Source organism: Kroppenstedtia guangzhouensis (assembly GCF_014637345.1).
Classification (GTDB): domain Bacteria; phylum Bacillota; class Bacilli; order Thermoactinomycetales; family DSM-45169; genus Kroppenstedtia; species Kroppenstedtia guangzhouensis.
The window spans coordinates 479,638-492,155 of the sequence record NZ_BMEX01000001.1 but is presented as its reverse complement, the minus strand read 5'-3'; the positions used below and the strand labels follow the sequence as shown (position 1 = coordinate 492,155).

Here is a 12,518-nt window from a genome sequence, read left to right as displayed (position 1 = left end):
CGAAAGCTGAATCGTATCGTTCTGGAACTTTCCTTCTCTTTCGTGTAAGCTTTTCATAGTGGCGGTTTCTCCTTCTTGGTTTGTCCACCACCGTTATACCAAACGCTTTAGGAGACCGCCACTTTCAATTTCCACGATTTTTGGGACATAGCCCCTCTTTATAACTGTCTTCAGAGAATGGTTAAACCTTTTTTCCGCCTCAATCATTGATTCATTCGGACTGATAGTATATCCACCGACAGCAGTGTGGTTTCCAATATTGATCATATAGCTCCAACCTTTAACCTCTAAATTGTGATCTTTAGTTAAATCCCTAATCTCTTTAACTGTTCTTTTATTATTCAGAGTGATTTGAGCATATATTTCTTTGTTGTTGTCAACTTCACTAATCCATTTTTCACCGTTGCTTTTTGCTTCATCTAGCCCTTTAGCAAGAAACATTTCAACCTTTTCCGCCTGATCTCGCTTTGTGATTGCCTCTGTTTGATCAACATCAGCAAATGCAATAGTTGTACCAATGAGGGTTACTCCCACGACAATGGATAAAATCTTTCTTTTCAAAATGATCCTCCTCCTTTTAAATACTCCCACTAAACCATTCTACACAATCGAGTTAAATCATTGTAACGAAGCTATTTTTTTTAAAAGATTGACGCTAATTATTGTCCTCTACACCAAAGTTGAGAAAAAAGTGCCCCTTCGGACAACCTTGATCTTCTCTCGTTCATTAAAATGCTCCGTCGCCGCTTCCATCGTTCGGAGCGGATCTACTTGGTGTTGGACAATTTTTCACCCCATAAAACACCGGCAAAGTGCGTCAGTGGGTCAAGAAACATAATATAGAGTTGATTTACACTCCCACCTATTCCTCTTGGCTCAACCGGATCGAATGCCATTTTGGTCCTTTGCGTCGATTTGTTCTAAATGGAAGTTATTATACTTCTCATGATGATCTCTTTAACCAAATTCGGGCTTACATCCGATGGCGCAACAAAAATAAACGTCATGAACGATCTTACGAGAACAAAAGAAGACCCGGTGCTTCTTGCTTTGGGATCGATGGTCCGTCTTAAGGTCATAGTGACGAACTCCATAAGGGCGGGATAGGTGGCGTGAAGTGAACGGGCTCTTTCACTGGATACCATCCTTGACCTCGATGGGGTTGAAGATTAAGGGGTCCAAATTCGTCAAGGCAGATCACCCGACCGTCCTGCGGCGGGTGGTTGTAAAGCTGATCAATTCGTTTTTTAACCTTATACTCTGGATCGTTGGATTCTTTCCATGTCTTCGTATGTTGGTAGGTAATTTCCGCTTCGTTTAAGATTCCCCGAAGTGTTTCGATGCTGGAGGAAACAGCCTAACCTAAGCTACAAGGAACAATCCGATGCTTTAAACGTTGATCTGCTAGAAATACAAAGGGCTTGGGGAATATCATTCATTTGATAAAGAGCAATTTTTGAAAAAGATTATAAGAAGACAAAAATGACTTGTGGTTGCTTGTGCAACTCAGGTCGTTTTCCATTTGCTGGAGTGATGGCCCCGAAATTAGCCGATGCTCCCTCTACCCCTCGTAAAACCCCTCGCTACCACCCATGGCCGATTCTTAAAGCTCAATCCCCCTCAGGATCAGGAATACGAAAGACCGGGACCTGCCGTCCATCGATGTCCGTGAACCCGTAATCCTTCGCCAACTGGCCTACGGGCCACACCCTTCCGCTCCTTCGGATCACGTCGGGATCCGTTGCCAAGGCACAGACAGCACGCCCCACGTAATGGGGGGATTCCGTCTGTTTCAACGCCTCCACTTCACGCCAATGGTTTTCATCGGTATCGAAATGTTGCAGGACCAGTTCGGTTCTCATCCAGCCGGGGGAAACCGCGAGTACGGCGATCCCGTCTTTTTTCAACTCGATAGACAACCCGTAGGCCATCCGGTTCAGGGCGTTTTTGGCCAGATCGTAATAAAAGTGGCCGGTGTACTTGTTATCATCCCAGAAAGTCGTATGCAGGATCACTCCAGATTTCTGTTCTCGCATCAACGGGATGGCGAAACGATTGGTTACCAGTTGCGCCCGCACTCCAGCGGTAAACATGTTCTCCCAATGATCCAGGGACAATGCCCAAAACGGTTCATTTTCGATCGGCAGCTCGTTGCCGCCCCATATATTGTTGACCAGGATGTCGAGGCGCCCCTGTTCGTCGTGAATGCGGGCCATCAAAGCCTCCACTTCTTCATCCCGGGTATGATCACAACGGATTGCCACGCCGGTCCCCCCGCAGGACTCAATTTGTGAAAGGGTTTCGTCCAAAGTGCCGGGCCAATCCTTGGTGGATCTGCCTTGAACGCTTCTTCCCGTAACATAAACCGTTGCTCCTGCTTTCCCCAACTCCACCGCGATTCCTCGCCCGGCGCCCCGACTCGCGCCGGTAACCAAAGCGATTTTTCCTTCCAAGGATCGCATATTTCTCATCCTCTCTCCCTTTTGATAAGGTAAGGATACAGGATGATTCATGACATCTATTGTCTTGATTATCTTTTCTTGATAAAAAATGATTTCACTGAAAGGAGAGCGATATGCGGGCCGATCGCTTGGTATCCATTCTTCTGTTGTTACAGGTGCATGGGCAGATGACTGCGAAATCGCTGTCAAAACGACTGGAGGTCTCCGAGCGAACCATCCACAGGGATATGGAAGCACTCAGTACAGCCGGTGTGCCGGTTGTGGCTAAACGGGGCGCGGGTGGAGGATGGCGTCTGCTGGAGGGTTACCGAACCAACCTGACTGGTCTGAAAGAGTCGGAATTGCGAGCTCTGCTGGTTTCTCCCTCTGAGCAATTGTTGAGTGATCTGGGTCTGACCCGTATTGCTGAAGACGCCAGAAACAAATTGCTGGTCGCTCTTCCGGCAGTGGATCGTGACGGTGTAAAAGAAGTCCGGCAACGCATCCATATCGACACAAGTACTTGGAGGCAGTCCAAAGAAAAGATGATTGCCTTTGAGAGCTTGCAAGCGGCCATATGGAAAGAGAAAAAGATTTGGATCCGTTATGATCGGGCGGATGGTCAAACAGTGGATCGTATGATCGAACCGCTTGGCTTGGTGGCAAAGGGAAGTGTCTGGTATCTGGTTGCCGCAGCGGAGGGGGATATACGAAATTACAGGGTTTCGCGGATTCGATCCGCCGAACTGACAGAGGAAAGATTCAACCGGCCGGATTCATTCGATCTGGCCGAATATTGGAAAATGTCAACCCAGGCCTTTCTGGAACGGTTGCCGAATTTTGAAGTCCGGGTGAAAGGGCACCCATCGATTTTACCGCGTCTGAAATTCACCCCTCGCTTCCTTCGTATCCTGGAGATCGGTTCGCCGGCCCCCGACGGATGGATCCCAATCACCCTCTCCTTCGACACGGAACAAGAAGCAGCCGAAACGATCCTTGGATTTGGTGACCGGATGACCGTGCTGGAACCTGTATCCCTTCAACACCGGGTGATTGCAATGGCCAAAGCCCTCGTAAAACGATACGAAGAACCGGGAACACATCCTCCTGATTGACGAACCCGACCTCACCGGTCAAATAACGCTTCATTGATTCCATGCCTATTTTCTCAACCTCTGCCGATCACATCCCGTCGACTTCAACAAACGTAGGCTCGCAATATTGTGGCAGAGAAACACAGTACCTGATGCATGAAATCAAAAAAGGGGACTGCACTTCATTGGTACAGTCCCTCTTGTAATCTTATTTTTCAGCCCCTGTATAAACATGGATCGCATCTCTCAGGAATTCCGCCATGCCCGGTTGCTGATCGTAGTATGCTTTGAATCGCTCATCATCCACGTACATTTGAGCCAAGGCCGCATGTGCTTCCTGACTGTACTCGCTCCAGTAACAGGTGAGCCACTGCTTGTGCAAATCTGCCGCTTTTTGGGCAAGTTCACCGGCGGGATCACCGGTTTTGAAGGCTTCCACAAGGGTGGCCATCACTTGTTTTTCCAGATGGGTCACCTCTTCGTACTCCCCCTGGGTCATGTTTTTCAGTTTTTCATTGGATCGGCTGACGGAATCATCACCATACTTTTCACGGATTTCTTTTCCATATTTCCTCTCGTTCTCATCGATCATCCTTCGCTTAAATCCTTCAAACTTTTCCTCATCGGTCATACTTATTTTCCCCTCCATAAAGGCGATAGTTTTTTCCACATTGGCGATCAGCACATCCAACCGCTTTCTTTTGTGAATAAGTTGTTCACGATGATCCTTCAGAGCTTTCCTTTTGTCGAAGGAAGGATGGGTAATCATTTTTTTGATACGGTCCAGGCTGAGCCCCAATTCCCTGTAGAACAGAATTTGTTGCAGCAAGTCAACTTCCGCCTGGCCATAGATCCGGTATCCGGACGAATTCAATCTTGCCGGCTTCAAAATGCCAATCTCATCGTAATACCGGAGCGTGCGGGTACTGACCCCCGCCAACCGAGCCAGCCTTTGCACCGTATATTCCATCTGAATCACCTCCCGACAGCATCAGAATAAACCTTTACGTAACGTTAATGTCAATCCCCATAGTGAGTGGCCCCGATCACTGTTTTTACTGGGAATCAAGTGTTCCTTTATAGTAAAATCAAACAAGGGAGGAGGTGAGACGGGCATGATCTTTGACCCTGATGATGAAGTGAAAGTCGAACTGGAAGATGGAGAACTGGAAATCGAAATCGGTGATGTGGAAATTGAAATCGAAGACGGGAAACTGGAGATCGATATCGGAGACTTTGAAATCGAGATCGGGAAAGATGGAATCGGGATCGATATCGACTGAAACCGGATTCTTTTCATTCATCGGCAGCCTGTTACGGCTGCCGTTTATATTTGGAAATGTGAGATTTCTCCTGGATACCTCTTTTACCCATCCAGCAATTCCCGTGTTTCCGGGGAGGATTTTTCCTGTAGGATGATAGGGAATATACAATTAAGGAGGGGAGAAATGTGAGGAGCACGAAAGTGGTTGCAATCACAGCATGCCTGCTGATGATATTCTCCGTATTCGCATGGGGAACCACCCCTACTGCCAAAGCTGCCGAATACGTGGTGAAATCCGATGAGACCCTGTCCAGAATTGCTGAGAAATTGGGGGTCACCCTCGACGCTCTGGTGCAAGCAAATCCACAAGTTCAAAACCCAGACCGGATCCAAGTCGGACAAGTGCTGCATACTCCCTCCACTCAACCCAAACAAGAAACACTTACCGCATTTGAACAGGAAGTGGTCCGCTTGACCAATGCGGAACGGCAGAAAAAAGGCTTGAGCCCCCTGCAAGTGGATGCCGAGTTGACCAAAGTGGCCCGTCTGAAATCTGAAGATATGCGGGATAAAAACTATTTTTCACACCAATCCCCCACTTACGGATCTCCCTTTGATATGATGCGGAAATTTGACATCCACTTCAGTTATGCCGGAGAAAACATCGCTGTCGGCTACCCGACCCCTGAAAAAGTGGTTGAGGGTTGGATGAATAGCGAGGGACACCGCGCCAACATCTTGAATCCCCATTTCACCCACATCGGCGTCGGTGTTGCAAAGGGCGGATCCTACGGCGAATACGAAACGCAAATGTTTATAAAGAAATAACCCACAACCCAACCCGCAACTGTGTGCGGGTTGGGTTGTTCCGAAAGAGGCTGGATGGTACCACTTCCATCCGGACTCGGCTGAGACTGGCACCATGAAGATAAGGTGGATCCCACAGATATTTCATCGGATCTTCGATAACAGAACTTTGAGAAAGATCGCATGGGAGACGATCAATACCGACTCAATTTCGTATTCTGCGGTCGACCTGGACAAAAAGGAAACCGCCCGTTTCTCCACATCCAAAAAGCCCTCTCCGGTGACCGGCCGGTATCCTTCGGGATTCCTCCAAAACTGCTCAAACCGCTTCCGCTCCATTTGCCGGATCTCCGTCTGGGTTCGTCCTTCCCAATCGCCGAGATCCATCTCAAACAAACCATCATCTTCTCGGTTTACCCGTGTCAGGTAAGATAGATTTGATATCAGATCCCGGAAATGGCCACGAAATGTTCATCGTGGAAACATTTGCTTCTCTTCGGTTTTGAGGGGTAAACTGAATGGGGTTCCACCATTTAAGTTTTGAAAGGACGTTGCAAGATGAAAGGGCACGGCTTTAGAAAACGCGGATTGCTCCTGACTCTGTTACCGCTCTGTTTGTTTCTCACCGCTTGCACCGGGGAAGACACCAATCCCCCCCCTGAAACCAAGAAAGAACCTGCCTCCGCACAAATTCCTGACGCCTATTACACCAGTTGCGTCAACTGCCACGGCGACAATCTCCAGGGGGGATACGGTCCGTCACTGGAGAAGACGGGCCGCAAATACTCCAAGAAAGAGTTGGAATCCATTATTGAAAAAGGAATCGGCAAGATGCCCGCCCAACGTCAGGTCTCGAAAGAAGACCGGGAAGAGTTGGCGGAATGGTTATCACAGCTCCGGTAGAAAAGTAAACCGATGCCCCCCCTTTAGTAGCAAGGGGAGCATCGGTTTCTGACAATAAATGATATCCGTGGGAGCAAATTAAGCACAATAGGCACTTCCCGGTACGGCCTGTTCCAGAGAGGAAAGATCGCCCTGGACTCCCGTGTATGGACTGCTCAATAACGGAGCGCCTTCTCAGGGAGAGAACAATGGATTGGCTTCGGGAAATTGCAACAGACGAGGGAGTGCGATCTCCCCGGAAAATAAAGCCTGATCCACCGCGATCAACAGGACCAATCCGACGAGCAGACTGTAAGACCATGGTTTTTGCAACAACCACGGGGTGGGCTGAGGTGCTTTTTGTATCCGCCTGCGCCGTTCGATCACTTCCTCATGAATAAGTCGGATGATCATCATCATGGTGAACAAGTAGATGAGATGCATGAAGCCGATCGTATATATGGGTGCCTCCCCATGCACCATCACGCCCAGCATTGCCCCCATCATTCCGCCCATGATTCCCGCCAACATACCATCCAGAGAGGCCATCAGGTGTACAGGCCTTCCGGCGGAATACCCGGTTGCCATTCCCACCAGGACCGCATATACTGTCGGGGCAAACATTTCATTAAACAACACTCCGAGAACGGTTCCGATCAAGAGACTCCCCATCATGGCCACTCCCATGGCCAACATCATCGTCATCATACAAGTCAGATACTCCCGGTGACGATGAATCAACAATAAAGAATATCCGGTGAGAAAAATGACGGACAACATGGCGCTCGCGGCGACAAGCACATGGATTCCTCCTCTGGAAAAAGCGGTTCTTCCTTTTAATCCATGATCTGAGGCGTACGGTTATGCCTGGATTCATCATTTCCGTTCCCTCACAACAACAAAAGAGACCCGGTTTATGGGTCTCTTTTGTTGTCTTCTATAACAAGGCACGATTTTTAATATCGATGTATTGGTGGATTACAGAAGTGGCCAGCTGGCCGGGACGGACATCCAGCACCACTGTTCCCCGTCGTTTGAGGAGGTTCATGCGATCGGTTCGCTCTGCCTTCATCTCCTCCGCCACCGACTTTCGGAATACCTCTCCCACTTCCCGGGGCAACAGATTTCTCTCCCGGTCCAAAAGCGAGTCCTGGGTGGTCACCGTCATCACCAGATGCCGCCGCTGGAGCACTGCCAACTGCTCTGTCAATTCATCGGCAAAAGTCAAATTGCCCGCATCGGTGAACAACGCAACCAAAGCCCGCCGTTTCTGACGAAAGCTCAAAGTCTCCACCGCAATTCGGTAACCCGATTCCACAAATTCCGGCTCCAGATCGAAACAGGACTCCACCAACCGTTGCAATTGGGAGCGTCCCTTTCCGGGAGGAACCCAGCGCAGGATCCGATTGGAGAAGGCCAACAAGCTTACCCGGTCCCCCCGCTCCAATGCGATGGCTGCAAAAGCGAGAACCGCTTCCACCGCCCGATCCAACCGGGTCAACTCCCCGTCCTTCACTCCCATCACCCGGCCGCAATCGATCAGAATGGCCACATGTTGTCCCTGTTCAGGCTGATATACATTGGTAGCCAATTTTCCCCGGCGGGCGGTGGCCATCCAGTTAATCAGCCGGGGTTCGTCATCAGGGACATAATCCCGGATATGGGAGAAATCCGATCCTCTCCCCGGACTTTGCCGGACATGAGGCCCTTCCGTGGCCAATTGTTTTTTGTAAATCCCGCTCCGAACCCTCCTTACTTCTTTCAAACGGGGGTAAACCCGGATCTCGTCCCCGCCATCCGCAGATTGCTGTCGCATCCATAATCCCAGACGGCCACTGACCCGGGCATGGATCCGCTCAAACCGGTGGATTCCCCGGCGGTGGGGACGAATTGTATACTCCGCCCAGGCGCTCTTCCCCGGCGTCAGTGTGAGTTTCATCTCCCGCCGACTCACTTGAAACCCCTGGGGAAAATCGTCCCGCAGGATACACCGGACAGCGTAGGGTGCCTGATGGTGAACGGTAAGTTCCACCGGATTCTCCTCTCCGATTTCAAAAAAAGCGGGATGAGAACGTTTCAACTCCACCTTCCCGTATCGATGAAGTGAGATCATATCCACGACGGAGAGAATCAGTCCGATCAGCAAACAGATCAAAGGCGTCCAGCCTGTGGTATCCCATAGAAAAGCCACCAGGGAGACCCCGACCCCGACCCCCGTCCATCCCAGCAACCGGGGAGTCGGTACCCACGCATTATCGCGGAACCACAACCGTACTCGTGATCTCGTCAATGAGGTCATCAATGGTTAACTCCTCCAGTTCAACATCCGGATTGGGTACCACGCGGTGACGAAGTACCGGTTTTAGGACGGTTTTCACATCATCAGGAGTGACATAATCCCGCCCTTCCGCCGCGGCCATCGCCTTTCCCATACCGAGGAGGTTCAGTCCCGCCCGGGGACTGGCTCCCAGCATTACCCGCGGATGATGGCGGGTTGCCCGGATGATGCCGGTGATATATCGAAGGACCGACTCTTCCACCTGCACTCCTTCCAACACCTTCCGACAATCGAGGATCTCCTCCACGCTCACCTGGGGGGTGAGTCGAAACTCCCGGCGCTCCGTCATCCTGTGCTCCCGGAGCACAGCCATCTCCTCTTCCTCCCCGGGGTAATCCACCGTCAGCTTGATGGAAAACCGGTCCAACTGAGCCTCGGGCAGGGGATAAGTCCCTTCGTATTCGATCGGATTTTGAGTCGCCACCACAAAGAAAGGTTGCGGCAACCGTCTCCCCTCCCCATCCACCGTGACTTGTCCTTCCTCCATCGCCTCCAGGAGGGCGGCCTGAGTTTTGGGAGGTGTCCGGTTGATCTCATCCGCCAGGATGAGATGATGAAACAGAGGGCCTTGCTTAAATGTAAACCGGCCGGACTGGAGTTCAAACACCTTCGTTCCCGTCACGTCTGCCGGCATTAGATCGGGAGTGAACTGGATCCGGGCAAATGAAGCATCCACCACTTGTCCCAACGCCCTGACCATCAAAGTTTTTCCCAATCCCGGCACCCCTTCCACCAGGACATGCCCTCCCGTCAGCAAGGAACTCCAGAGAAGCCGAAGCGGCTCACGCTGGCCAACGACGACTTTTTCCAGATGACGGATCACCCTTTCGGAGATGTCTCCGATCCGTTGCGTGTCAATCCTCCCTTGGTTCTCCATGCTTCCATCTCCTCTCTGAGTTTTTGCACCTCCCGGCTCCACCAGATCAAGATGCGCCCTTTCGGCGATTCGGAAAGGTGATTCACCCCGCGGAACAGCGTTTGCAGTCGCCGGGCGAGATCCGTGCCCATCAGTTGTTCAGCCCGCTCAAACACTGCTTCCTCTGAAGCTTGCGGGGGCAGACCCAAGTGAATTTTCGTCTCCTTGATCAGGGCATTCACCTGGATATTCAGGGCTTCCCGACCCAGACCGGCCCGTTCATGAAGAGAAGCCATCGCCTGAATGTACTCGTCTCCGGTGCGTGTCACACGCACATTTTCCCATCGGGGGGAGGCAAATCGTTTTCCTTCGTGGTTCAACCACAGGATTAACCACAAGAAAAGCTGCAGGGCAAACCACCACATCATGGGTGTCAACAGATCCCCCAGGCCCGGCGACTCCTCTTCCATACCAGGGGTGACAAGTCCCTCCTGATGCACCGTCTCGTCAAACCAGACTTTCCCTTGCCCATTCCTCAGAGAGGCTAAGTAAAGAGCTAATGCCACATTATCCCCCTGATCGATGCTCCCGTTGGTGATCGGCTCCGCCTCCGGTATGTAAAAAACCTCCCCGTTCCCCATTTTTCGCATCCCCACCCTGGGAATCCCCTCGCGATCCATCCATGCATCGTCCAGATCAGAGGCGGAATCCAGCCTACCATCATAAATAAAATGGAGAGTTCGTATCTCAGTTCGCCATCCGTCGGAGACCCGGGGCATTTGAATATCGTGTTTCCCCTTATCTCCTTCATGGGCTTGTAACCCCAAACGGCCGGAGAGAATATCACCCGGTCTCGACCAAATCACCACTGTGTTTCCCTTCCGAATCCAGTTCCGCAAATTCTCAAAAACAGGCTCTGTCAATATCATCCCATTCGGCTCCACGATCCAGAGAACATTCCCTTCGGAATCCGGCAGACGTCTCCAGCTCGTCTCCCAACGGTCCACGGGGATACCCTGGTCATCCAACAACCGGTAGATCCCTCTCAATCCGTTTTCCGCCGAACTTCGGCTGGAATAAGGCGGATGGGAAGTGTTCAGCCAAACGGAAACAAACCATCCGGACCCGATCACGATCAGCAGGATCATCAAGCCGAGTGACCAAACTCTTACCCTGCCCTTCATTCACGGCTCCCCCTTTTTACCAAGGGAGCGGATAACTGACGAAATTCCCGATAGTCCCCTTCACCTGCCTGAAGCTGTCCATACCGAACCAAATCAAACCGAAGAATTAAAGCGGAAAAAAGGGATAACAGTCCCGAGCCGTTTTGCTCCACTTCCTGTCGGTATTCCCGGTTGGTTTTATGATCCCCGCGAGTCAGTACCTTTCGTTCTTCCAATGCCGCGAGCACTGCCTGAAACAAATACCGGATCCCTTCCCTATAATCTCCTTGCTCCGCTCTCAATTCCCCTTCCGCCCACCAGTGGTGAACTTCTTCACCTGAAGGCATGGATGCGGAACCCTCGTCTCCTTCCACGTGAGGGGTATAATACACTCCCCGTCGGAGCCGGAAAATGGTGAACAGGAGGATCAAAATGATCAGTACGGGAAGCAGCCATCCCCATCCCACGGGAATCGGTATGCCGAGCAGATCATCCAACCAATCTCTGAACATACGATCCCATGTATCGAACCACGTGTACAATCGGTTCTGCAGATCGACCAACCAGCCTCCGCGGGCACTCTTCTCTTCTTTTAATATTTCGGCAAGCTGTCGTTGCACTTCCCGGTATTCCGATGACATAGGCGGAAATCCCTCCTCCTGTCCATTCTTTCTATGGGGCGGACTCTTCCAACCGACTCGTTTCCCGGAATAGATCCAGCCCTTCCTTTCGCGCACGGCGTTCAAAATACACCAGAGTGGCCATGATCCAGATCGGTGCAGCCAGAAGTGCCGTCAAAACCGACATGAAAAAAGCCTGAACCAGATTAGCCATCCAGAACCACTCCAGCGGTAAGAACATCTCCGCGGGAATCATCAACAACAGCTGTGCCAAGGAAGGAAGCATATTAAATACGTAAAGAATCAAAGTGAGCAGGAACAACAGGCCGAACGTTCGCCAAAAAGACCACCGGGTCAACCCCCAACTTCTCTTCAAAGCTCCCCAATAAGCAATGTTTTCCTCCAGGATTACAGGTGCGGCCAGAAAAAAACGGATATTAAAAAAGACCAACAGCCCAAGGGAAACCAAAGAACCAGGAAACAGGAGCACAGAGGCCACCTGCCACCATCCCGCCCATCCGACCCACAGGCCGGGGACTAAAGGAACGATCGCCGCCACCATGATCAAAAGCCATTTTAACAGCATCGTCGCTAGTGTCCGCCCACCAAACCTGACGGCCAGTCGGAAGGCTTGTTTCACCGATACGGCAGCCTCTCTTCGGAGAAATCCCCGGGTGATTCCGACCACTGAAGCACCGGCCAGTGGACCCAAGAACCAGCGGGACAGAATATACAGCATCCCGGAGATCACCAGCGACATCCATTCTTCCGGATGGGAAGAGCTTAAGGGAGTATCATATGGGGCGAAATAAATTCCCCCCTGGCTGGATTCCAGCTGATAGATGGAAAAATACAAAAAAAAGGTACCCAAGCCGATAAACGTTCCACACACCATCCAAACAGATCGGAGGTTGGTTCGGAGGGTACGAAAAACTCCGTCCAGGACCTCAGTGAATTTCCAGGGACGGACGGTTCCAATCGGCGATGATTCCTCCGTCAAGTCATCTCCCCCTTGCATTGATTTACAGCAGGAAACCAGGCTCCGGACCGAGT

At 51.1% G+C, this 12,518-nt stretch carries 15 protein-coding genes; 5 read left to right on the top strand and 10 right to left on the bottom strand.

All coding sequences use genetic code 11. From position 1 onward, the window contains the following. Positions 1 to 93: 93 nt before the first annotated feature. Positions 94 to 561 carry a hypothetical protein gene (locus IEV46_RS02495; protein WP_188429474.1) on the bottom strand — a complete coding sequence of 156 codons (468 nt, stop codon included), beginning with the start codon at positions 559 to 561 and terminating at the stop codon, positions 94 to 96. A 251-nt stretch (positions 562 to 812) separates the two neighbouring features. On the opposite strand from IEV46_RS02495, the gene IEV46_RS18560 reads away from it, so the two are divergent. Then, positions 813 to 1,073 carry a transposase gene (locus IEV46_RS18560; RefSeq protein ID WP_076522974.1) on the top strand — a complete coding sequence of 87 codons (261 nt, stop codon included), beginning with the start codon at positions 813 to 815 and terminating at the stop codon, positions 1,071 to 1,073. 537 nt (positions 1,074 to 1,610) lie between these two features. Here the strand turns inward: IEV46_RS18560 and IEV46_RS02485 are convergent. Continuing rightward, the gene (locus IEV46_RS02485) at positions 1,611 to 2,462 is read right to left on the bottom strand and encodes an SDR family oxidoreductase (protein ID WP_188429471.1); all 852 of its coding nucleotides are present in this window, start codon (positions 2,460 to 2,462) and stop codon (positions 1,611 to 1,613) included. Between the two features lie 113 nt (positions 2,463 to 2,575). Between IEV46_RS02485 and IEV46_RS02480 the strand changes: the two genes are divergently transcribed. Beyond that, positions 2,576 to 3,556, top strand: coding sequence for a helix-turn-helix transcriptional regulator (locus IEV46_RS02480; RefSeq protein ID WP_188429469.1), 981 nt, complete (start codon positions 2,576 to 2,578; stop codon positions 3,554 to 3,556). A gap of 187 nt (positions 3,557 to 3,743) precedes the next feature. On the opposite strand, the gene IEV46_RS02475 is transcribed toward IEV46_RS02480, so the two are convergent. After that, positions 3,744 to 4,505, bottom strand: a complete 762-nt coding sequence (locus tag IEV46_RS02475) for a MerR family transcriptional regulator (protein WP_188429467.1) — start codon at positions 4,503 to 4,505, stop codon at positions 3,744 to 3,746. Between the two features lie 145 nt (positions 4,506 to 4,650). Here IEV46_RS02475 and IEV46_RS02470 point away from each other — a divergent pair, with 145 nt between their 5' ends. Further along, positions 4,651 to 4,818 (top strand): hypothetical protein, encoded by a 168-nt coding sequence (locus IEV46_RS02470; protein WP_188429464.1) that lies wholly within the window; start codon positions 4,651 to 4,653, stop codon positions 4,816 to 4,818. A 167-nt stretch (positions 4,819 to 4,985) separates the two neighbouring features. Next, a complete protein-coding gene (locus IEV46_RS02465; protein ID WP_188429462.1) occupies positions 4,986 to 5,627 on the top strand; it encodes a CAP domain-containing protein in 642 nt (213 codons plus the stop codon). A 123-nt stretch (positions 5,628 to 5,750) separates the two neighbouring features. Here the strand turns inward: IEV46_RS02465 and IEV46_RS02460 are convergent, their stop codons facing one another. After that, entirely contained in the window at positions 5,751 to 6,032 is a 282-nt protein-coding gene (locus IEV46_RS02460; RefSeq protein WP_268235861.1) for a histidine phosphatase family protein, read from the bottom strand. A 132-nt stretch (positions 6,033 to 6,164) separates the two neighbouring features. Between IEV46_RS02460 and IEV46_RS02455 the strand changes: the two genes are divergently transcribed. Further along, positions 6,165 to 6,509 (top strand): c-type cytochrome, encoded by a 345-nt coding sequence (locus IEV46_RS02455; protein WP_188429458.1) that lies wholly within the window; start codon positions 6,165 to 6,167, stop codon positions 6,507 to 6,509. Positions 6,510 to 6,683: 174 nt separating this feature from the next. Here IEV46_RS02455 and IEV46_RS02450 read toward each other — a convergent pair whose 3' ends face one another. From IEV46_RS02450 to IEV46_RS02425, 6 genes are all read right to left on the bottom strand, one after another. Further along, positions 6,684 to 7,289 carry a hypothetical protein gene (locus IEV46_RS02450; protein WP_188429456.1) on the bottom strand — a complete coding sequence of 202 codons (606 nt, stop codon included), beginning with the start codon at positions 7,287 to 7,289 and terminating at the stop codon, positions 6,684 to 6,686. A gap of 136 nt (positions 7,290 to 7,425) precedes the next feature. After that, positions 7,426 to 8,787 (bottom strand): DUF58 domain-containing protein, encoded by a 1,362-nt coding sequence (locus IEV46_RS02445; protein ID WP_188429454.1) that lies wholly within the window; start codon positions 8,785 to 8,787, stop codon positions 7,426 to 7,428. Beyond that, positions 8,741 to 9,703: an AAA family ATPase gene (locus IEV46_RS02440; RefSeq protein WP_188429452.1), complete on the bottom strand. Its 963-nt coding sequence runs from the start codon at positions 9,701 to 9,703 to the stop codon at positions 8,741 to 8,743. The genes IEV46_RS02445 and IEV46_RS02440 overlap by 47 nt, the downstream gene beginning before the upstream one ends. Beyond that, positions 9,646 to 10,866: a DUF4350 domain-containing protein gene (locus IEV46_RS02435; RefSeq protein ID WP_188429450.1), complete on the bottom strand. Its 1,221-nt coding sequence runs from the start codon at positions 10,864 to 10,866 to the stop codon at positions 9,646 to 9,648. The genes IEV46_RS02440 and IEV46_RS02435 overlap by 58 nt, the downstream gene beginning before the upstream one ends. After that, the gene (locus IEV46_RS02430) at positions 10,863 to 11,486 is read right to left on the bottom strand and encodes a DUF4129 domain-containing protein (protein ID WP_188429448.1); all 624 of its coding nucleotides are present in this window, start codon (positions 11,484 to 11,486) and stop codon (positions 10,863 to 10,865) included. The genes IEV46_RS02435 and IEV46_RS02430 overlap by 4 nt, the downstream gene beginning before the upstream one ends. 31 nt (positions 11,487 to 11,517) lie before the next feature. Further along, positions 11,518 to 12,465 carry a glycerophosphoryl diester phosphodiesterase membrane domain-containing protein gene (locus tag IEV46_RS02425; RefSeq protein WP_188429446.1) on the bottom strand — a complete coding sequence of 316 codons (948 nt, stop codon included), beginning with the start codon at positions 12,463 to 12,465 and terminating at the stop codon, positions 11,518 to 11,520. Positions 12,466 to 12,518 lie beyond the last annotated feature (53 nt).